This window comes from Lysobacter antibioticus (genome assembly GCF_000731095.1).
Lineage (GTDB): Bacteria > Pseudomonadota > Gammaproteobacteria > Xanthomonadales > Xanthomonadaceae > Lysobacter > Lysobacter antibioticus_B.
Map to the genome: position 1 here is coordinate 1 of NZ_JMTZ01000046.1, position 21,719 is coordinate 21,719.

A 21,719-nucleotide genomic window follows, 5' to 3' on the forward strand; every position below is an offset into this window, starting at 1 on the left:
TCCCTGTCCCGATGAAAAACGGCCCGCATCCATGCGGGCCGCCCTCCGGGTCTTCCGTTGCCTTCGCGAGTGCGAATCGGCGCACAGCAAGGGGCAACGGCAACGGCAACGGCAACGGCAAGCAGAGCACCCCGATAAGCAACATCGCGCACGCCAAAGGCTCACTCGACGCGACACCGACACCCGAACCCCCAAAAGCAAAAAGCCCGGCGCTTTCGCACCGGGCTTTTGGTATTCGACTGCACCGCCGGCTCGCGCCGCACGGCTCAAGCAGGCATTACCAGACCACTTCGGCCATCGAGCAGTTCAGGCCCGAACCGATGCCGAGCAGCGCAACGCGGCTGCCCTTCTTCAGGCGACCCATCTCGCGCAGCTTGCTCAACACGATCGGCACCGAGGCCGGACCGATGTTGCCGTGCTCGCCGAAGATGGTCATGACCTTCTTCGGGTCGATGCCGAAGGCCTTGAGGAAGGCCTGGGTGTGGGCGCGGCTGACCTGGTGGATGACGAATTCGTCGAGCTCTTCGACCGCCCAACCCAACGCGGCCTTGGCCGCGGCGAAGGTCTTGTGGCCGAGCTTGAGGCCTTCGATCATCAGCATGCGGCCGTCGGCCACCATGCGGTCGTGATGCAGGTCGCCCAGGCACAGCTGGTTCCACTCGGTCGCCGAACGGGTCACGCCGCCGCGGTAACGCGGGGCGCCCGGGGCGAGTTCGGCGCGCGCGAGCACCATCGCGGCGGCACCGCTGCCGAGCGTCAGGGTCGCCATCTCGTCGCGCAGCTGCGACTCGGTGACGTCGGCCTTGCTCAGGCGCTCGATGGTCTTCTCGTAGGCGAGGTTGGCGGTTTCGCCGTCGACGACCAGGGCGTAGTCGATCTCGCCGCGCTCGATCATGCGGCCGGCGATGTCCATGCCGTTGAGGAAGGCGAGACAGGCGTTGGCGACGTCGAAGTTCTGGCAGTTCTCGCCCAGGCGCAGATTGCCAGCGACGATGCTGGCCGTGGACGGCTCCAGGTAATCGCGGCTCACCGAGGTGTTGACGAGCAGGCCGATGCGATCGGTATCGACCGCGGCATCGGCGAGCGCCTTGACGGCGGCCAGGGTTGCGGCGTCGGATGCGCGCATTTCGCCGTCCCACAGACGACGCTCGTGCACGCCGGCGACATCCTGCAGCACATTGACCTTGATGCCGAGGCGATCGAGGGTGGGCTTGAGGCGGGCGTTGATTTCGTCGGAGGTCAGCTTGCGCGGAGCATCGACATGAGCGAGCCCGGCAATAGCGACGTGTTGGAACAGCATGGGCGCAAACCCTTCGCGGACAAAGTGCGACAGATTAACGCCTTCACGACCCCTATGCATTAGCCATGCTTGGCCTGCGGCCGGTACCCGGCGCTCGCCCTGTGCCATAAACCCCTTGAAAAACAGCGGATTAGGACAGCGCGAGAGGCCTTAACAGGCCGTACGCGAGAGTTTGGAAATGCGCTCAGCCGCCCACAGGATAGGTCTGAGCGGCCGCCGAAGGCGCCGATTGCGCAGCCGGGGCCGCGCCGGGGCCGCAGCGGTAGGCGGCAAAACGCTGCTGGCCGTCGGCCGGCGCTGCCACCGGCTGGATGGTATCGGCCTGCAGACCGGGGGCTTCGTTGCGCGCCAGGGTCTCGAGTTCTTCGCGCACGCGCAGGGCGTTGCGCTCGTAGAAGGCGACGTTGTGCTTGACCGCGACGACGACTTCGCCGCGCTTCTCGCAACCCGACGGCGCCGGGCCGCCGGAGAGCACGCGCACCGCTTGTGCGCCGGGCGCCATCTGCACCCAGGTGCAGGCCGAGCCCATCAGGGCCAGGGTCGAAGCCAGGGAGACGATTGCCAACGCGCGCATGGAAACCTCGTTAGGGATGCGATCGCGCGCATTGTCACCGGAATCGGCTGAGCGCGGTAGGAATGGGGCGCTGGGCGGAGAGAGCGAAGGCGGAAGCAAATCCCCCCTGCCCCCCTTTTGCAAAGGGGGGAATCCGTCTTGGGGATGCGAAGTGACGAGTGCAGCGCTGCTCCGCTTGCTGCCATCGAAAGTACAACTGCAAAAAGCGCCCCGCCCATGCCCCCTTTTAGAAAGGGGGCGGCGACCGCGAAGCGGGCGCGGGGGATTTAGCTTTTGCTTTTGCTTTTACTACAGCCGCCACTGCGTCTGCTCCACAAACGCCAACGGGCCGCCTCCGAAGAGGCGGCCAGTCGCGTTGCATGACATCAACCGATCGGCTCAGTGCACCGGCTTGCCGTCCTGGTCGATCACTTCGACTTCGCCGAGCTTGAGCGCGCGGATCGGCTGTTCGATCTTCGACAGGTCGCCGACCACCACCCAGGTCAATGCGGCCGGGTCGAGGGTCTTCGCCGCGGCCTGCGCCAGCGCCGGGGTCATCGCTTCGTTGCGCGCCTTGTACTCGAGGATGTAGTCCGCAGGACGGCCGTAGCGCTGGTCGGCGCTGACCTGGGCCATCAGGGCGTCGGTGGTCTCGTACGCGCCCGGCAGGCTCAAGGTATTCGAGGCGCGGATCTTGGCGACCTCGGCGGCGCTGATCGGCGCGCTGCCGCTGGCGAAGGACTCGATCTCGCGCTTGAGCTCGGCCAGCGACTCCACGGTCTTGTCCGACTGCACCGCGGCCTGGGCGATCCACGGCCGCTGGCCCTTGGCGTTGCCCGAGCCGCTGTAGGAACCGTAGGCCCAGTGCTTGTCCTCGCGCAGGTTCATGTTGAGGCGCGAGCTGAATTCGCCGCCGAGCACGCCGTTGGCGAAATCGAAGTCGATGGTGCCGGCATCGCCGGTCGGTGCGATCAGCTCGCCGACGTAGAGGTTGGACTGGATCGCGCCGGGCTGGTCGACCAGGAACACGCGCGGCGCCTTCGGGCGCGCCACCGTGGCCAGTGCCGGCAGGGCCGGTGCGTTGGCGCCGGCTTTCCAGTCGCCGAAACGGCGCTCCAACTGCGGCACGATCTGCGCCAGGGTGGTGTCGCCGACCACGAACACGCGGGCACGGTCGGGCTGCAGCCAATCGCGATGGAAGGCGACCAGGTCGTCGCGGCTCAGCGACGCGATCGAGGCCTCGGTGCCGGTGCCGGTGAACGGAATCGCATAGGCATGGCCGGCGCCGTACAGCAGCGGCGGCAACACGCGCAGCGCCGCAGTCTGCGGACGCGCCTTCTCCTGCTTGATCCCGGCCAGCCATTGCGCGCGCACGCGTTCGATCTCGGCGGCCTCGAAACGCGGGCGACGGACGACATCGGCGAACAGGTCCAACGACGGTTCGAGCTTGTCGGTCAGCGCCGACATCGCGACGTTGGCGCTGTCGAGGCTGGCATTGGACGACAGCTCGACGCCGAGCGCTTCCTTGCGCGCCGACAGTTGCAGCGCGCCGTAGTCGCCGGCGCCTTCGTCGAGCATCGCCATGCCGAAGCTGGCGGTGCCGACCTTCTTGCCGAGGTCGGCGCTGAAACCGCCGGGGAACTCCATCGCCAACTGCACCACCGGGGTTTCGTGGCGCTCGATCAGCACCACTTCCATGCCGTTGCCCAGGCGTGCGTGCTGCGGGGTCGGGAAGTTGAGATCGGGGAAACGCTGGGTCACCGGCACGCCGGTGCTGCGGTCGACCGGGGAGGCCACGGTCTTGAAGCGCGGGTCGGCGGCTGGAATCGCCGCCGGCTGGGTCGCGGGCGCGGCGCGCACGGTTTCCGGCAGCGACGAGGCCGGCTTGTCGCCGGGCTGCACGATCAGGGTGTGCGAGCCGACGCCGAGCCAACGACGGCCCGCGGCCTGCACGCTGGCCGGGGTCGCCGCGGCGAGTTCCTTGAGTTCGTCGCGATAGCAGTCGGGCTTGCCGAGCAGCACCGCGCAGCGCGCGAGCACGTCGGACTTGCCGCCGAAACCGCCGATGCGTTCGACCCCGCGGACGAAGTCGGCACGGCTCGCGGTCTTGGCCTGTTCGAGCTCCTGCGCGGTCGGGCCTTGTTCGATCAGGCGCTTGATCTCTTCGTCGATGGCGGCGCGCACCTTGGCCGGGTCGACGCCCTGCTTGACGTTGGCGACCACCACCAGGGTGCCGCTGATCTCGGCGTCGTTGATCGACACGCTGGCGCTGTCGGCGATGCGGTCGGCGTGGACCAGCCGCGCGTCCAGGCGCGAGGCCGCGCTGCCGCCGAGGACCTGCGCGAACAGGCCGAGCTCGGTGCCGTCGGGGCTGCCGAACTCGGCGACCGGCCAGGCGCGGTAAACGCGCGCCTGCGGCACGCGGTCGGGCACGGTTTCCTCGGTGTCGCGCTCGCGCTTGGGCACGCGCGCGGCCATGTCGGGCAGGGTCGCGCTGGCCGGGATGTCGCCGAAGTAGCGCAGCGCCTTGTCCTTGGCGGTCGCCACGTCGATGTCGCCAGCGAGCACCAGCACCGCGTTGTTGGGGCCGTACCAACTGCGGAACCAAGTCTTGACGTCGTCGAGCGAGGCCGCATCGAGGTCGGCCATCGAGCCGATGGTCTGCCAGCTGTAGGGGTGGTCGGCCGGATACAGCGCCTCGTAGAGCTTGGCGCTGATGCGGCGGCCGTAGGGCTGGTTTTCGCCCTGGCGCTTCTCGTTCTGGACCACACCGCGCTGTTCGTCGAGGGTTTTCTGGTCGATCGCGCCGAGCAGATGGCCCATGCGGTCCGATTCCATCCACAGCGCCATGTCGAGCGCGGTGGTCGGCACGTTCTGGAAGTAGTTGGTGCGGTCCTGGTTGGTGGTGCCGTTCTGGTCGGTCACGCCGACCAGCTCGAACGGCGCGAAGAACTCGCCCTTGTGGTTCTCCGAGCCCTGGAACATGAGGTGCTCGAACAGATGGGCGAAACCGGTGCGCCCGGCCTGCTCGTTCTTGCTGCCGACGTGGTACCAGACGTTGACCGCGACGATCGGCGCCTTGCGATCGGTATGGACGATCACCCGCAAGCCGTTGGGCAGGGTGAACTCTTCATACGGGATCGAAACCTCGGCCTTCGAGTTCGCGTTGGCGCCGGCGGCCGGTGCCGCCAGCGCCGGCGCGCAGACCGTGCCGGCCAGGGCGGTCGTCAGCGCGAGAGCCAGCGCGGCGGCGCGCGGGCGGGCGGCGCGGAGCGCGTTCGGGGACAACGGGGACTTCGGCGACATGGGCACTCCTGGCTGGGGTCGTCCGCGCGCGGACGAAAGCACCATCCTAGGCGGGTCGAGGCGCCCAGGCACTAGGCCGGCGGTCATAGGGGGTGGCCGGTCGCATTTACGTTGTCGCTGCGGTCGAGCGGCCTCGCCGCGCATAATGCGCGGATGTTCGACGTCATCCTTTACCAGCCCGAGATTCCGCCCAACACCGGCAACGTGATCCGCCTGTGCGCGAACACCGGCGCGCGCCTGCACCTGGTGGCGCCGCTGGGGTTCACCCTGGAAGACAAACAATTGCGCCGCGCCGGGCTCGACTATCACGAGTACGCCGCCGTGCAGGTGCACGACAGCCTGGCCGCGGCGCTGGACGCGATCGCGCCGCCGCGGCTGTTCGCGCTGAGCACGCGCGGCCGGGTCCGCCACGACCAGCCCCGCTACGCCGCCGGCGACGCCTTTGTGTTCGGCCCGGAAACCCGCGGCCTGCCCGAGGACGTGCTCGACCGGATCCCGGCCGAACACCGCCTGCGCCTGCCGATGCGCCCGGACAACCGCAGCCTGAATCTGTCCAACGCGGTCGCGGTGGTGGTGTTCGAGGCCTGGCGCCAGCACGACTTCGCCGGCGGCGCCTGAGCCGCACGAAGAAAAAGACTCCCCCTTCCCCTCGGGTGCGGGAAGAGGGAGCAAAGCTATCGAACCGGGTCGGGTCTCATGCGGCCGGCAGCGCCTGCGCGCGCGGCGCGCGCAGCAGCAGCGACAGGCCCAGCGCGTTGAGCAGGCCGATGGCGCAGAACACCGTCCACGGCAACCACGGCCAGTGCCTCGCCGTCGCCACATCGACCAGCCAACCGCCGGCGACGTTGCCCAAGCCGCCGCCGATGGCGAGGCTGAGCGAACTCACGCCGAGAAACGTGCCGAGCGCGCGCGGGTCGGCCATGCCGGCGATCAAGGTCTGTTGGGTCGGGCGGGTCATCACCGCGCCGACCGCGAAGCCGCCGATGCACAACAGGAAACCGGCGAAGCCGTCGGTGAAGCCGATCGCGCCGACCGCCAGCGACATCAGCACCACGCCGAGCACCAGCACCTGGGCGGTGCTGAGACGCTGTTCGAGCCAGCGCACCAAGCCGTATTGCAGCAAAACCGTCAGGCCGGCGCTGACCGCGAACATCACCCCCACGCTGTCGACTTCGCCGGTCAACCGCTGCGCCAGCAGCGGCAGGCTGATGTTGATCTGCACCGCGAGAAACCAGTACAGCATCATCAGCACGACCAGGCTCAGGAAAGCGCGGTCGCGGCGCACCAGGTCGAGGCCGTGGCGCAGCGGCGGCGGCTGCTCCGGCATCTCCACCGACGGCAACAGGCGCAGGGCGATGACGAAGTTGAGCGCGAAACAGGCCGCGGCGACCAGGCAGACCACGCGGAAGTCGAAACGCAACAAGGCGACCCCGAGCAAGGGCCCGAGCGTGGTCGCCACGCCACTGACCCAGTTGCTGATCGCGTAATAACGCGGCCGCGTGCGCTCGTCGGTGAGCGCGGCGATGGAAGCCTGGTACGGCGCCTCGAACATCGCCCCGCCGAGCGCCGACACCGCCATCGCGAACAACAGCAGCGGCAGATCGTCGGCGAAGGCCACGCTGGCGAAGCCGGCCGCGCGCAGCAACACGCCGAGGCAGATCATGCGGCGAGCGCCGAAGCGGTCCGAGAGCATGCCGCCGACCAGGGCCAATCCCTGCTGGGTCAGTTGCCGCACCGCCAGGGCCAGGCCGACCGCCGCCGCGGCCAGGCCGACGTCGTTGACGAAGTGCACCGCGACCAGCGGCATCAACATGGCGAAGCCGGTCACCATGAAGAAGGTGTAGACCAGCAAACCGTTGAGGCCGCGCCGGCGCGCGTCGGCGCCGAGCGGAACGGGTGCGTGCAGCGGCGGGCTCGCGCTCATGGCCGTGCTCAGGCCGCCGCGCGCACCGCGCCGGCGGCGCGATACAGATGGATCGGCGTCGGGTCGGCGCTGAACTGCGAAAACGGAAACGGCTCGGCCGACACCGCGGCGACGCCGTGGCCGAGAAAGCGCGGCACGATCGCGCTGCCGGTCTGGGCGTAGACGATCAACGGAATGCCGCGTGCGCGCACGCTGGCGAGGATCTCGTCGAAGGAACCGTTGCTCAGGGTCATACCGGTGGCGATCACCAGGTCCGCCTGCGCCAGCACCGGCCGCATATCGCGCACCACCTCGGTACCGTCCTGGGTGCGTTGCAGATTGAAATCGCAGGGCAGGCAAACGCCGCCCTGGGCCTGGATCGCCGCCACCAGCGGGTTGACCACGCCGATCAGACCCACGCGCATGCCCGGCTCGATCTTGAGCAGGCCGGCAATGGCCTCGTCGCGCGCCCGCGCCCGCTCCAGCGGCGTTCCGTGCGGCAGCATGAACACCTGCGCCTCGGCCGCCTCGCGATGCGGCCGCACCAGCGACAGGTACGCATCGAGCGCGGCGACCCGCACCGGCGTGCGTTGATCGCGCAGCAACTCGGCGACGCTGCGCCCGGACAATTCCTCGGCGATCACCGAGTCGAGCTGATCGCGTTCGACACAACAACCGCCGAAGCCCGACTCCACCCGCAGCACCAGATAGTAGTTGCGGTATTTGGTCTCGGTGCCCGGGAACTGGGTGCTCTGGCGCACCCAGAACGCGCCGACGGCATGCAGGCCTTCGGGATTCGGGCCGTAGTCGCCGCGCAGCACCGCCTCGGTCAGGGCGGCGACGTCGATGGGCGGCAGTTGGCCGGTGGAAGGTGCGGCAGCGACGGCCGTCGGTGCGGAAAGCGTCATGTCGTCGTTCTCGGAGAAGTGGTGCCGGGGAGGCGCGGCGGATTGCGGTCGATGGAGCAATTGCGGTTGCGGTTGCGGTTGTTGTTACTGCTGTCGTTGCTCCTGCTATCGCTTCTATTGCCCTTGCTGTTGCCGTTGCCCCCTTTGAGTAGGGGGCCGCGACCGCGCAGCGGACGCGGGAGGATTTGCTGTTGCTGTTGCGGCTACTTGGCCTCGAACTAAAAGCGAAAGCCCCCCCGCCCCCTTTTCAAAGGGGGGAACAGCAATGGCATAGCGGAAGCGATTCCGTGCAGTCATGCTCACGCCGCAGTCGACGCCAGTTCTGCAGCAGCGCGAGTCCGGGCCTCCTCCCTGTCATCCGCTTGCGTATCCGGGCCCGCGCTCGTGTCCGCATAACGCAGCGTGACCTCGGCCAGCGCCCGCTCGGCATACCCGCGCGCCTGTCCGCCTACCCGATCGACCGCGATCACGTGGCCGAGGTAACAGGCATTGTCGATCGGCGCCGCGACTTCGCTGCCGGCCACCGCGCTCAGGCTCCAGCGCTCGATGTTCGGATCGGCCTCCAGGCTCGCGGCGCCGTCCATCGCCAGCACGTAGCCGCCGCGCGGCGGCACCAGGAACTTGATCGCGGCGCTGGCGACGCCGGTGTCGCGACGCCGCAGGTCCGGTTCGCGGCCCAGGGCGAGCTCGATCTGCGCATCGAGCAGGTCGATGCCGGTCACGCGCTGGATCAACTCGGCGATGTAGTTGCCGCCCGGGCGCGGATTGATCTCGACGACGCGCGGCCCGTCCGCAGTCAGCTTGACCTCGGTGTGGCTGATGCCGTGGTCGTGTCCGACCGCGTCGAGCGCGCCGAGCACCAAGGCTTCGATGGCCGCGGCGTCGGCCGGATCGAGCCGGGCCGGGAACATATGCCCGTCCTCGATGAAATACGGAAACCCGGTCAGGCTCTTGTCGGTGATGCCGATGACCGTGGTCCGGCCCCGATAGGTGCAGGCCTCGACGCTGAACTCCTCGCCGCGCAGGTACTCCTCCAGCAACAGCAAGGGAACGCGTGCCTGTTCGCGGAAATTACGCGGAAACTGTTCGAGCGCGTCGAAAGCCGCGCACAGCTCTTCCTCGTCGTGGATCAGGCGTACGAACGCGCTCGATGCCAGGTCGGTCGGCTTGACGATCAAGGGATAGCCGATCCGCTGCGCCTCGCTGCGGGTCTCGTCCCAGGAGCGGGTCACCGCAAACTTCGGGTTCGGCAGGCCGGCGCCTTCGATCGCCTCGCGCACCCGGTCCTTGCGCCGCTCCATCACCACGTTGGCCGAGAACGCCTGCGGCAGCCCCAGCGCCTGCGCGACCTGGGCCACGGTGTCGATGTAGTAATCGCAGATCGTCACCACGCCGTCGAACTTGAGGATGGCGTGCTGGGCGCGCAGGAATTCGATCAGCGCCGGCACGTCGTTGGTCTCGGCGGTCAGCACGTGATCGGCGTGGTCGATTACCGGGTGGATCTCCTGCGAACGCGCGTCGCGGTAATGACCGCGGTTGCGGGTGACGAAGGTGTAGCGGTGGCCGAGCCGGCCGATCGCGGGCGGGAAGATGCGGCCGGTGCCGCCGACCCAGCTTTCGATCATCAACAGGTGCGCCATGAGGGGTTGCTCCAGGGAGGGATTCAGTGCGCGGCGACGAGCGCCGCATCGCGTTGCGGCGGCGCTACGGCGTCGTTGGGATCGGCGGCGAAGTCGGCACGCGCCCAGGCCATCGCCGACCACGGCAGGGCCAGTTCGTCGAGCGAGGCGATCGGCTTGGGCTCCAGGCCGCGCGGGTCCAGAGCTTGTTCGTAATGGGCGAACACGCCCTCGACGTAGCGGTGGCCGGTGTCGGCGGCGAGAAAGACGATATTGCGTTCGGGCCGGCGCGCGGCTTCGCGCGCGGCGACCAGATAACAACAGCCCGTCGATAATCCGGCGAACACCGCGTGTTCGCGCAGCAGGGCCACCGAACCCGACAGACCGTAATCGAACGAGACCCAGTGAATCTGGTCGTACAAGCGATGCTGCACGTTGCGGAACGGAATCGAACTGCCGATGCCGGCGATGATGATGCCGGGGTCTTCGATGTGCTGGCAGCCGAAGGTCATGCTGCCGAACGGTTGCACGCCGATCAGTTCGACCGCGGCATCGTGCGCGCGCAAGGCTCTGGCCAGACCGCCGGTGGAACAGCCCGAGCCGACCCCGCCGACCACGCTGAGCGCGCTGTCGCCAAGAACATCGGCGAACAAAGCCGCGACCGGCTCGTAACCGTCGTAATGGATGTCGTCGTGGTACTGCTGCATCCAGTGCACGTCGGGGCGGCTGTCGAGCAGCTCGCGGATGCGCGCCACGCGCAGGCTCTGGTCCATCTTCAGGGTCGCCTGCGGCTCGACCTGCTCGATGGTCGCGCCGAGGATGCGCAGCTGCAGCATCAAGGTGCGGTCGACGGTCTTGGAGCCGACGATGTGGCAATGCAGGCCGTACTTGTGACAGGCCAGGGCCAGTGCGTACGCGTAGATGCCGCTGGAGCTGTCCATCAGGGTCGCGCCCGGGCGGATGCGGCCGCTGGCGAGCAGGCGCTCGACCGCGACCAGGGTCGAATAGACCTTCATGGTCTCGAAGCGCGCGACATAGAGATTGGCACCCAGCCGGACCAGGTCGGGCGCCTTGATCGCGTCGGCGATATGCGTGTGCATGCTCATCAGAACCCCGTTTCGGCGAAACGGCACTGGTGGCCCAGGCCGCGGAAGAAGGCCGACAGCTCGCCCATGCGCGCCGGGTCGGGCCGCTCGACGAACAGATAGCCGAGCAGGCTGCCGGTGTGGGCGACGACGATGCCGTCGGCGGCGAAATCGCTGCGCCGTTCGAGCAAGGCATCGAGGTGGCGCTTGGCGATCACCCCCTGCGCCAACTGCGCGCTCTGGGTCGCGCAGGCGCAGATGGCGGCGAGGTCGTGCGCGGCGAAGGCCTGCAGCGCGCGCTCGAGATTGTCCCGATAGGCGTCGAGATGGCGCTGGTAGTGGGCCAGCAAGGGATGCGCGCACTTCTCGGTCTCGACCGTGCCGCCCTCATCGATGTAACAGGCATGCAGGCGCAACGGCGTATCGAAGGCCTGCACGATCTGCTGGCGTCCGCTCAGGTACAACGCGTGGGTGTCGAGGAACACGCTGTCGGAACGCTCGATGCCGCGCAGCAGGTCGGCGATCGCCGCCGGCGCCGAGGCCAGGCCGAAGATCCGATCCAGGCAGCGAATGGTGGCGACGATGTCGGCGGTCGAACTGGCCATGCCCTTGCCGAGCGGCAGTTCCGAGTCGTGGCTCCAGCGCCCGCTCGGCAGGCGCTTGCCGTGCGCTTGCAGGTATAGCGCGATCGCCTGCCGGCATTTGTCCTTGCCGGCCAGGTCGACGGCGATGTCGCCCTCGTCGCCCGGGGCGAAATGGATCCAGCTGTATTTGCGCACCGGCAAGGAGATCAGGCCGATGTGCAATTCGCCGTCCTGCGCGTACGGCCCCTGCAACAGCTCGCCGAGCGTGCCGTGGCAGACGCCGCTGTAGATCTTCGAAGTCCGCTCGCACGACGAGCGCACCTGCGCGCGGGCCCCACCCCGCGCGTGGTCGTTATCGCGATACCGCTCCTGCCTCAGCATGGCCGCACGCTCCCCAAAACCGCCGAATTAACCGTCGAAATCGACCGCGAGCTGGGCCACGTAGCGCCGCCCGTCGGTGAGTCCGAAACTGTTGTTGCCGTAGATGTTCCAGGTGTAGGTGTCGCCGACGTTGGCGACCAGCAGGCGCAAGGTCGCCGGCGCCGAACCGAGCCGGAACCGATAGCGCGCGCCGACATCGACCAAGGTGTAGTCGGGCACGCGGTTACGTCCGTCGCGCGACGCGATGCGTTCGCCGTAGTGACTCATCGACAGATCGAACGAAAGCCCCGCCCACGACGGCGGGCGGTATTCGAGATCGGCGCGCAGCACGCGCTCGGTCTGGCCGATCGGGCGATCGCCGACCCGGCCCAGGCGTACCGCTTCGCCGCTCACCCGCGGCCGCATCAACACCGCGCCGGCGACCAGGCTCAGGGAGTCCATCGGCCGACCGCTCAGGCTCAACTCGACGCCGCGGTGGCGCACTTCGCCGATCGCGCCGTAAACGTTGCGCTCGTCGGTGGTGAAATAGGGTTTACGCACGTCGAAGGCACCGGCCACCAGCTTCATGCCGTCGGCGAAGGCCCAACGCAGGCCGGCATCGCTCTGCCGCGTGCGGATCGCCGGCAGGGCTTCGTTGCGATTGGCCGCGTCGTCGGGCGCGATGCCGCTTTCCTCCAGGCCGCGGGTGTGGCCGGCGTACAAGGCCAGGCGCTTGCCGAGATAGACCGAGACATTGGCGTTCGGCAGCCAGGGCTGATCGCGCGTTGCGGTGCGCGGCAGGCCCGGTTGGTCGACGCTTTTTTCATAGCGGCTGCGCTGGATGCCGAGGCTGAGTTCGCCGACCTCGCGCCAGCGCCCTTCATAGGCCAGGCCGCCGGTCCATTGGCGGACCTGGTCGTGGGTGCGCGGGCGGAACGCGAACGCTGCGGGTTCGGGCATCGGCAAGGGTTCGCCGAGCGGCCGCACGCCGAAATCCAGGGCCGGCGCCGAACCGCCGTACTCGCTGTCGAGGCGACGGCCGCGTGCGGCGAGGTGCAGCACATGCAGGCGCGGGCCTTCGCGAAAACTGCGGCTCAGGCGCAGCTCGCCGCTGGTCGAGGCCGAGCGCTGGCGCGGATCGGCGATGACTTTCTCGCGCGCCAGGCCATCGCGGGTGGTGTCGACGAACAACTCGGCGAAACCGCTCGGCATATTATTGATCGAGCGGAACACGCCGCCGGTCAGGGCCCAGTCGTCGCCGAAGCGCGCCTTGCCGAGCACGCCGTAGTTGCGGCTGTCGTACTCGTTGTCCGACCAGGTCTGGCCGAAATGACGGCGGCGTTTGATCTTCGGCGGAAGATGATTGCCGGCAGTAATGATCGTCGGCGCGACTTCCTCGTCGCAGCCGCGCGAGATGCTCCAGAACGGCAGGATCTCGATGTTCTCGGTCGGGCGCCAACGCGGCACCACACCGGCGCGCAGATAGCGCGCGTCGGCGCCGTCGTAATACTCCTCGCGCGCATACGAGACACCGGCGGCGATCCCGAGCCGGCCCGGGATCACGGGCAGCTTGGCGTCGAGTTCCAACGCCGGCGCGCCGTAGGCATTGAGCGCGCCGACCACGCTGATCACGCGCTGGTCGCCGGCCTTCTGCAGGCGATAGTCGACGATGCCGGTCGGCGCCGGGAACGGATAACTCAACGCCGACAGGCCGACGCGAATGGTCGAGCCCTCGACCAGGCGCGGCGGCACCGTGCCCTGGCGATCGAAATAGACTCCGTCCATGCGCACGTTGCCGGCGTCGACCGGCGAGAAGCCGCGTACCTGCTTGGTGCTGTACAAGCCGATGGTTTCGTTGCCGAGGGTGGCACCGAACGCGTCCTCGGCCGCGGTGACGGCGTTGTCGTCGGTGCGTTGCGCCTGCACCGCGCCCGTCGCGGTCGCAGCGATCAGGGCCAAGGCCCAGGCCAGTGCGTCTCGTCTCATCGCTCAGAGCTCCGTCGGCCAGCGACGCAAACGCCGCCAGGCGAGTGCGGTCAGCAGACCCGCCAGCAGGCACAGCCAACCGATCATCGGCAGCACCGCGGCGACCCGCGCGCGCGCTGGCGCCTCGGTGCCGAGATACGCGGGAATGCCGTCGTAATCGGCGAAGTTCATCCGCCCGTAGCTATTGGCCACCGCGCGCGGCGTCGGCGCGGCGATTTGCCCTTGGATGCGCGGGTAGAACCAATCGCGCAGGCGCAGTTGGTATGCGCGGGTCTGCTGTTCGAAGCGTTCATGACGGGTAGCATCGGTGCCGGCAAGCACCGCCAGGGCTTCTTCCAGTCCCAACGGCGGCGCGAGATAGCCGGCCCAGTCCGAGACCCGGCCGCGCCATTCGCGTGCGGCCTGTTGGCGCTCGCGCAAGGGCAGCAGGCGCCGTTCGAGCTCCGGGGTCAGGAAGGTCATGCGCGTGGCGTAGTCGATCTCGGCCACGCGTTCGGTCGCCGCGGCGAGTACGGAAGAGCGGCGGAAGGCCGCGCCCACGATCGCGTCGCGCTGCTCGGCGATGGCGTCGTTGGCGCGCCGTTGCGCATCGACATAGGCCACCGGCGACGGCGCGTCGCCGAGCCGGGTCGCGAGCGCGTTGCCGAACAGGGGCAGGCCGATCGCGAGCAGCGCCCACACCGCGCTCATCAGGCTGATCGCGCCGGCGGCGCTGGGCCAGGCCGAGACCACGACGAATCCCAGCGCGGCCCAGAACGACAGGTAAGCCACCACCAGTACCGCCGACGCGATCAGTTCGGGCCAGGCCGCGGCGAGATCGGCGCCGGCGACCAGGAGTGAGGCAGTCGCCAACACCATCGTCGCCGGCGCGAGCCAGGCGACGATGGCGGCGACGCGCGCGCCGAGCCAGGTCCGCGGACCGACCCGTTGCGCGGCGATCAAACGCAGCATGCCGTGGTCGCGCTCGAAGGTGGCGAGCAAGCCGATCAACAGCACCACCGCGATCGGCAGCAAATACACCAGCACGAAGCCGAGGTCGAAACGTCCCAACCCGAGCCCGCGCGGGTTCTCGAAGTCGTACACCGGTTCGACCCCGAACGGCGTTTCCAACTTGACCGGCAAGCGCCCGGGCATCAGATCGCTGACCCCGACCGCGAGCGGCGACAACGGCAGGTTCGGCTTGTAGCTGTGCGTACGCAGGAAATAGCGGCTGAAGCCCGCGGCGTCGGTCGGGTCCTGCCAGTACGGCACTTCGCTCTCGGCCGGCTCGGCGTAGCGGCGCGCGCGTTCGCGGATCTGCGCGGTCCAGGCCGCATCGCTGGCGCGGCTGCGTTCGATCGCCGCGTCCTGGCTTCGATGCAGGGCGGCGCCACTGAGCGCGCCCCACAGCATCGCCACGCCGAGCAGGCCGATCACCATCCACAGCAAGCGATTACGTCCGACGTGGCGCAGCTCCCAGCGCCACAACGCGACGAAACCGATGTCGACCGTCGCGCTCATGGCCGCATCCTCCGCGCCGCCAGCGCCAACGCCGCCCAGGCCGCCGCGCACCAGCCCAGCAAGGCCAGCAAGGCCGGCGTGCTCACGCCCCAGGCGCTCGCCAACGGCGGCACGCGATGGCGGAACTCGGGGATCTGCGCCCACAGCGAAGCATCGTTGGTATGACGCGGCCCCTCGCCGTTGAGCGGATGCGCCATCACGTCCTGGTTCATGCGATTGACCAACTCGCGCCGGTAGCGTTCGGCGCCATCGACGAAGCGTCGGTGATGGACGAAGTCGCTGCCGGCCAGGGCCGGCGACAGACTCTGCATCGCCGCCATCGGCGACAGCAGGCCCAGCACGGCATAGCCGCGATCCTGCGCTTCGACGCGGTCGTAGAAACCGCCGAGCACGCGGTCGAACACCGCATGCGAATGCCGCTCGCTCAGATCGAGTTCGGCGCCGCGCAGATCGACCCGCAACTCGTCCTTGCTCGCCGCGCCGTACTGCGCCAGCAGCTTGGCCTGGTTGGCCTTGGCATCCTCGGCGGTCCAGAACGCCGGCGCCTCGTCGAGCAAACGCTGCTTGACCGCCTGGGTCGACGGCAACGGCTGCGCGCTGTCGACCGCGCTGTTGGCCCAGCGCGGCAAGGCCAGGCCGAACACGATCCACAGACCGAACAACAGCGCCAACGCCGCGCGCACACTGCCGGCGAGCATCGACACCGCAATGCCGACCGCGGTCAGCAAGGCCAGATACAGCGCCATCGTCAGCGTCCATAAGCCCAGGCGCGTGGCGGTGTCGAGGTCGAACACGCCCAGGACGAAGCTCGATGCAGCGGTCGCAGCGGTCACCGGCAGCAGCAAGACCAACACGAGTGCAGACCAGATCGCCAAGGCCTTGCTGATCACGATCGCGCGCGGCCGGATCGCCGCGCCCAGCGCCAAGCGCAAGGTGCCGCGTTCGCGGTCCATCGCCACCGCGGTGAAGGCAAGCAGGAAAGCGACCAAGGGCGCGAAGCCGATCAGCAGCCCGGCCGGACTGACCAGGCCGGCGCGCTGCAGCATCGAGGCCTCGCCTTGCGGCCGGTACAGCATGTCGTTCTGCACATGCGCTTCCAGCCAGACCGCCTGGCCCACGAAGGGCTCCACGCCGGGATCGAGCGCGGCCAGCACCGGCGTCGGCTTGAAGGCGTAGATGCTGTAATGCGCGGCCGAGTGCGGGTCTTTCTCGCCCTGGCCCAGCCAGCGCGCGCGCTCGGCGCGGCCGATCTCGCTCTTGGCCGCATTGGTCGTGGCGATCGCATCCAGATTGACCGCGAACGCCAGCAACACCAAGGCGCCCAGGCAAAGCAAGGCCCACCACGCCCGACGGTCGCGACGCAGCAGCGTCCATTCGTAACCGGTCAGCGACGCGCTCATGCGGCGAGCTGCTCCAGATACAGGGCTTCGATCTCGGTCGCCGACAGTTCGTCGGTATGACGTTCGACCAGCAGACGCCCGGCGCGCAGGATGCCGAGCCGATGCGCCACATCCTTGACCCGATACAGATCGTGGGTCGCCATCAGCACCGCGATGCCGCGCTTGGCCGCCGCGCGCACGCCTTGCGAGAGGTCGTTGGCGGCGCTGGCGTCGAGCCCCGAGGTGGGTTCGTCGAGCAGCAACAACTGCGCATTCTTGGCCAGGGCGATCGCCAGGCCGACCTTCTGGCGCATGCCTTTCGAAAATCCGGCGGCGCGGCGACTGTGCGCCTCCTCCTGCAAACCGGCTTCGCTGAGCAACGCGCGCGCCTGCGCATCGTCGAGACGGCGCCCGCCGAGCAGGGCGAAATAGCTCAGGTTCTCGATCGCGTTGAGAGTGGGATGCAGCATCACCGTTTCCGGCAGGTAGGCGATCTTGGCCCGTGCCGCGAGCGGGTCGCGGTCGACGCGGGTGCCGGCGACGTCGATATGGCCCGCCTCCGGCGCCAGGAAGCCGAGGATCAGGTTCAAGGCGGTGGTCTTGCCGGCGCCGTTCGGGCCGAGCAAGGCATAAACCTCGCCCGGCGCGATCGCCAGCGACAAGGCTTCTAGCGCATGGCGCGCACCGAAGTCCTTGCGCACCTCGTGCAGGCGCAGCGCGTCGCTGCGGGTTTCCAGCAGACTCATAGGTTCACCCGGAAAGTCAGTTCGACGCTGCGCGGCGGCGCGATCACCAATTGGTCGGCAGCGCCGCCGGACCAGTCGGCATAGAAGGCATCGCCGAGGTTGCGCCCGTGCAGGGCGATCTCGCCGAACGGCAGGCGGTAGGCGACGGAGGCGTCCCAGACGTCGTGGCCGCCGACGCGGATGCTGTTGGCGTTGTTGGTGTAGAAGGCGCCGACATGACGCACGCCGCCGCCGAGGGTCAGCGGGATCGCCTCGAAGCGATAGCTCGCGTACAGGTTGGCGACGCGCTCGGGCACGTTCGGCGGCACGTTGCCGGCGCGGTCGACGCCGCCGGCTTCGCGCAGTTCGTCGAAGCGCGCATCGAGCGCGGCCAAGCTCGCATCCAGACGCAGGCCGCGGGTCAGCGCCGCCGATGCCGACAGTTCGATGCCGCGCGAGGACTGGCGCCCGCCCTGCACCGACAGATTCGCATTGAGCGGATCGCGGGTGACGATGTCGTCCTGCTCGATCCAGTAACCGCCCAGGCTGAGGTCGATGCGGTCCTGCCAGAAGCTGCTCTTGATGCCGGCGTCGACGGCGCGGCCGTGGGTCAGCTCGAAGCGCGAATTGGCCAGCGACAGCAGCGGCAGGCTGCCGACCGGCGCGACCGCCTCGCTGTACTGGGCGAACAACTGGGTCTTCGGGCTGAGGTCGAATACCGTGCCGAGCCGCCACGACAAGGGTTCGTAACGCCGCTCGAACCGGGTCAGCGCTGCGGTGTTGAGGTCGCGGATGCTGCGTTCGAGTTCGATGCGGTCGTAACGCAGCCCGGCCAGCAGCAACCAGCGCGGACTCAGGTTGAGCGCGTCTTCGGCGAACACCGAGGCGACCCGGGTCGTCGAGTCGAAATCGACGCGGTTGCCGGTGCCGGGAAAGTTGCGCGCAACGTCGTCGAAGGACACCCGGCCGCGGACCGGCGCGAACGGGTCGACCGCCGTGGTCGTGCCGAAACGGCGCATGACGAAGAAGTCGCCGTCGCTGAACTCGACCCCGACCGAGGCCCGGTTGCGACGCCCGGCCAGGCGGTGCTCCGAGAACAGGGTCGCGCGTTCCACCCAGAAGCGATGTTCGTGTTCGATCCGGGTGGTGCCGCGATCGAGCAGGCCGCTGCGGCGGTTATAGGTATAGGTCTCGGAATTCAGCCAGCGCCGCTTGGCGTCGTAATAGCCGAACTCGTTGCTGAAACGCAGACCGTCGCTGAGCTGCCAGCTCACCCGCGAGCGCAGCCAGTCGCTGCGTGCGTCCTGTACGCCGTTGTCGACGTTGTAGTTGCGCTTGCGCAGGGAGCGGTCGAGCACGTAGTCGCTGCCGCTGCGCACCAGCCCGCTCGGCTCGCGGGCGATGGCACGCGGCAGCAGGGGCGTGCCCCAGTAGGCGGTGTCGTAGTCGTCTTCGTAATGATCCAGGGCCAGATCGATGTCGAGCGCGTCGCTCGGACGCCAGCGCGCGGCCAGCGTCGCCGAGGTCGCCTCACTGGCGGTGTCGTCGACATAACCGTCGCTGCGACGATGGCTGGCCACCGCGCGCAAGGCGAAGCGATCGCTGAGCGGAATGTTCGCGTCGAGCGCATAACGCTGGCTGCCGAAGCTGCCCCAGCCGGCCATGCCTTCGAAAGCGCGGGCATCCACAGCACTGTCGCCGAGCTGCGGCCGCTTCGGCACCAGGTTGATCGCGCCGGCCAGCCCGCCCTCGCCGTACAGCACCGAGGCCGGGCCCTTGAGCACTTCGATGCGCTCGAAGCTCCAACTGTCGAAGTCGCGCGTGACCAACGGCGCCGCGGTCTGGCGCACGCCGTCGTAGAGCAAGGCGATGGCGCCGCCGGTGAACCCGCGCATCGAGGTCATGCCCGGCGACGACGGCAACTGCCCGGCCAATACGCCGGGCGCGGCGTTGAGCGCATCGACGCTGCCGCGCAGGCCGCGGGCCTGGATCGCGTCCTGGCTCAGCACTTCGACCATCGCCGGGGTCTCGCGCGCGGTCAGGCCGAGCCGCGAACCGGTGGCGTTGGCGGTGTCGAGCGGCGCGGTGGCGGCGCGCCGGCCCTCGACGGTGACCGTGTCGAGCAGGGTCGCCGCCGCGCCGCCGGCGGCCTCCTGTGCCGCCGCCGGCGACGCCAACGTCACCGATGCCAAAGCCGATGCGAGCGTCATCCGCCCGAAGTACGCCGCACCTGCCCGGCTGCCCTGCTTGCCTGCGCTCACTGTGATCCTCGCCCCATGCCTTGCGTGAAATGAAACGATATATCATTTCATTGACGAGGCAATGTAAGTCGAGGTGAAGGGCGCGTCAATACGCCCCGCCAACATTTCGTCTGGCGGGGACGGGCGAAAACGGAACCAGGACGCTCCGCCCGTTCGGCGGGCGGAACGCGGGAAGACGGCGCGGCGGCGGGGCAGCGCCCCGCTTAAGCGAGGCGGATGAAATCGTTGGCGGCGGTGCGGCGGGTGCGGCGCGCGACCTCGAAGCCGTTCGCCGAACCCTTGTGGTCGGTGTTGCCTTCGATGCTGAGGAAGCTTTCCTCGCCGCCGTCGAAGGCGAAACCGGTGTGGATCCAGTCGCTCGAGGTCTTGCGCACCAGGAAGATGCCGCAAGCGCCGAGCGCGCCGAAACCGCCGTTATGGGCAACGTTCTTGCCGGCGACGAAACGCCCCGCCGCCTTCGCCTGGCGCGCGAGTTCGTCGCAGCCGAAGCTGCCGGCGATCGGCGCGGCGCGGCCGGCCTTCTCGGCGGCCTGCTGCATGACGAAGCTGACGAAGCCGGCGCACCAGAGCATGGCTTCGCCCTCGCTGCCCTTCATGTACATGCGTACCCACGGCCCACGGTTGGCGCCGCCGAGTTCGACCGGATGCTCGGCCAAGTGCTGCTCGGCGAACCAACGCACGAGTTGCGGATACGACTTGTTCGGCGCCTTCGCCGGCAAACCGACCACGCGCGCCATCGGCTCGGTCAGCGCCGCCCACACCTCGTGGGTCAAGATGCCGGCGTAACTCAGATGCTTGCGTGCGGCGAAGGCCTCGATAGCGCGGTTGGTGGCCGGACCGAACTTGCCGTCGATCGGCGTGCCGTTGCCGTGAAACCCCAGCCATTCCTGGACCCGTCTTGCGCCCGCCCCGCTCGCGCCATTGCTCAAGGCCCCCGGAAACTCCAGTTCGCGACGGATATACGCTTGTTCGTGCAATGCCATGACCTGACTCCCTGACGGCGACTACGTCCATGGACGCGCGAAGCCTCCGGCGTCGGCGCGTGCCGCCAGGCGCGCACCGCGATCGGCCATCGTCGCGTCGTCGCGGCGCATGGGCCGCGACTCCATAGCCAACGCCGTGGCCGCGCGAACACGGTCACGTCCGAGTCGTTCATGCATGAAACACCGGCGCTGGCCGCCGTAACCTGGCGTCGCCGGCGCCGTCGACGGCGCCAACGCTGGCCGTGCCCGGCACGCCTCGACGTTATCGCCGCGACCTCGGCTCAGCTCGCGTCGTGGAAGATCACGCCCAGGGTATGCCGCTGTCCCGAATGCAGGCGGCTGACGCCGTGACGCATCGCCACGCGGTAATGGCCGCGCGCGCCGCGCACCGGCCGTTGGTTGACCGCGAACACCACCGCGTCGCCCTGCTGCAGCGGCACCACCTCGACCCGCGACTGCATGCGCGGGCGCTGCTCGGTCAACACGAACTCGCCGCCTTCGAAATCGCGTCCCGGCTGCGACAGCAGGATCGCCGCCTGCAAGGGGAACACATGCTCGCCGTACAGATCCTGGTGCAGGCAGTTGTAGTCGCCGCTCGCGTAACGCAGCAGCAGCGGCGTCGGCCGGGTCTGGCCCGCAGCATGGCAGCGCGCGAGAAAGTCCTGCAGCCGCGGCGGGTAGCTCACAGCGATGCCCATGGCCTGGTTCCAGCGCTCGGCGATCGGCGCGAGCCGCGGATACAGGGCGCCGCGCAAACCTTGCACGAGATCGGGCAAGGGATAGCGGAAATAACGGTATTCGCCGCGCCCGAAACCATGCCGGGCCATGACCACGCGACTGCGGTAACGGGCCTCATCGTGGTAAGCGCCGGCGATGGCGTCGCACTCCTCGCGCGTCAGCAACTGCCGCATCAGCGCATGACCGCCGCCATCCAACGCGGCGGCGATGGCGCCCCAGTCCTGCGCTCCGATGCGTTCGTCAAGCGCCAGGAATTCGTCCGACGGCATCGGGCGTAAGGGGTGATCGGTGACAAACGTCATGGGTCGGCGCTCGCGGAACAAACCAGGTCCGCTCATGTTCGGGCCGCGATCGGGTCCGGCGATATCCGTTCCTTGCATTTCACTCCGATCGATTCGCGCGGCTTTGCCGAATACGGCGAAACAAGACATTCAGCCGCGGGCAAGATTGCCTCGTCATTCGCTGAACCGAGCGGAAAAAACCATGACTTAAGGCCTAGGTAAATGTCCAAGTACCGTAAGCAGAACGT

15 protein-coding genes and 1 pseudogene are annotated in these 21,719 nt (G+C 68.6%); 1 reads left to right on the top strand and 15 read right to left on the bottom strand.

All coding sequences use genetic code 11. The annotated features are described in order from the left end of the window. Positions 1-277: 277 nt before the first annotated feature. The 3 genes and pseudogenes from EX88_RS0114685 to EX88_RS0114695 all read right to left on the bottom strand — a co-directional run bounded on the left by EX88_RS0114685 (position 278) and on the right by EX88_RS0114695 (position 5,159). Positions 278-1,300 carry a 3-oxoacyl-ACP synthase III gene (locus EX88_RS0114685; RefSeq protein ID WP_031372746.1) on the bottom strand — a complete coding sequence of 341 codons (1,023 nt, stop codon included), beginning with the start codon at positions 1,298-1,300 and terminating at the stop codon, positions 278-280. Between the two features lie 250 nt (positions 1,301-1,550). Further along, positions 1,551-1,865 (bottom strand): annotated as a pseudogene (locus EX88_RS0114690) (DUF4156 domain-containing protein); the annotation flags it as partial. 387 nt (positions 1,866-2,252) lie between these two features. Continuing rightward, the gene (locus EX88_RS0114695) at positions 2,253-5,159 is read right to left on the bottom strand and encodes a M16 family metallopeptidase (protein ID WP_051885137.1); all 2,907 of its coding nucleotides are present in this window, start codon (positions 5,157-5,159) and stop codon (positions 2,253-2,255) included. A 153-nt stretch (positions 5,160-5,312) separates the two neighbouring features. Here EX88_RS0114695 and trmL point away from each other — a divergent pair, with 153 nt between their 5' ends. Next, positions 5,313-5,777, top strand: coding sequence for a tRNA (uridine(34)/cytosine(34)/5-carboxymethylaminomethyluridine(34)-2'-O)-methyltransferase TrmL (gene trmL / locus EX88_RS0114700; RefSeq protein ID WP_031372749.1), 465 nt, complete (start codon positions 5,313-5,315; stop codon positions 5,775-5,777). Positions 5,778-5,853: 76 nt separating this feature from the next. Here the strand turns inward: trmL and EX88_RS0114705 are convergent, their stop codons facing one another. The 12 genes from EX88_RS0114705 to EX88_RS0114765 form a co-directional block, all read right to left on the bottom strand. Then, positions 5,854-7,083: an MFS transporter gene (locus EX88_RS0114705; RefSeq protein ID WP_051885138.1), complete on the bottom strand. Its 1,230-nt coding sequence runs from the start codon at positions 7,081-7,083 to the stop codon at positions 5,854-5,856. 8 nt (positions 7,084-7,091) lie between these two features. Continuing rightward, positions 7,092-7,970: a Rossmann-like domain-containing protein gene (locus EX88_RS0114710; RefSeq protein ID WP_081931020.1), complete on the bottom strand. Its 879-nt coding sequence runs from the start codon at positions 7,968-7,970 to the stop codon at positions 7,092-7,094. Positions 7,971-8,269: 299 nt separating this feature from the next. Continuing rightward, entirely contained in the window at positions 8,270-9,610 is a 1,341-nt protein-coding gene (locus tag EX88_RS0114715; RefSeq protein ID WP_081931022.1) for an ATP-grasp domain-containing protein, read from the bottom strand. Between the two features lie 23 nt (positions 9,611-9,633). Next, positions 9,634-10,695, bottom strand: a complete 1,062-nt coding sequence (locus EX88_RS0114720) for a pyridoxal-phosphate dependent enzyme (RefSeq protein WP_200875852.1) — start codon at positions 10,693-10,695, stop codon at positions 9,634-9,636. Then, positions 10,695-11,639 (bottom strand): hypothetical protein, encoded by a 945-nt coding sequence (locus tag EX88_RS0114725; protein ID WP_051885139.1) that lies wholly within the window; start codon positions 11,637-11,639, stop codon positions 10,695-10,697. Before EX88_RS0114725 ends, EX88_RS0114720 begins: the two co-directional genes overlap by 1 nt. Before the next feature lie 27 nt (positions 11,640-11,666). Continuing rightward, positions 11,667-13,604, bottom strand: a complete 1,938-nt coding sequence (locus EX88_RS0114730) for a TonB-dependent siderophore receptor (protein ID WP_081931024.1) — start codon at positions 13,602-13,604, stop codon at positions 11,667-11,669. A gap of 3 nt (positions 13,605-13,607) precedes the next feature. Next, positions 13,608-15,104, bottom strand: coding sequence for a DUF3526 domain-containing protein (locus EX88_RS0114735; RefSeq protein WP_152566284.1), 1,497 nt, complete (start codon positions 15,102-15,104; stop codon positions 13,608-13,610). After that, a complete protein-coding gene (locus EX88_RS0114740) occupies positions 15,101-16,504 on the bottom strand; it encodes a DUF3526 domain-containing protein (RefSeq protein WP_031372757.1) in 1,404 nt (467 codons plus the stop codon). The genes EX88_RS0114735 and EX88_RS0114740 overlap by 4 nt, the downstream gene beginning before the upstream one ends. Next, positions 16,501-17,229: an ABC transporter ATP-binding protein gene (locus tag EX88_RS0114745; protein WP_031372758.1), complete on the bottom strand. Its 729-nt coding sequence runs from the start codon at positions 17,227-17,229 to the stop codon at positions 16,501-16,503. Before EX88_RS0114745 ends, EX88_RS0114740 begins: the two co-directional genes overlap by 4 nt. Next, complete coding sequence (locus tag EX88_RS0114750) at positions 17,226-19,469, bottom strand: TonB-dependent receptor (RefSeq protein ID WP_152566285.1); 2,244 nt, start codon at positions 19,467-19,469, stop codon at positions 17,226-17,228. The genes EX88_RS0114745 and EX88_RS0114750 overlap by 4 nt, the downstream gene beginning before the upstream one ends. Positions 19,470-19,672: 203 nt before the next feature. Further along, complete coding sequence (locus EX88_RS0114755; protein WP_036149027.1) at positions 19,673-20,452, bottom strand: peptidoglycan-binding domain-containing protein; 780 nt, start codon at positions 20,450-20,452, stop codon at positions 19,673-19,675. 281 nt (positions 20,453-20,733) lie between these two features. Continuing rightward, positions 20,734-21,492 carry a 2OG-Fe(II) oxygenase gene (locus EX88_RS0114765; RefSeq protein WP_235186303.1) on the bottom strand — a complete coding sequence of 253 codons (759 nt, stop codon included), beginning with the start codon at positions 21,490-21,492 and terminating at the stop codon, positions 20,734-20,736. Positions 21,493-21,719 lie beyond the last annotated feature (227 nt).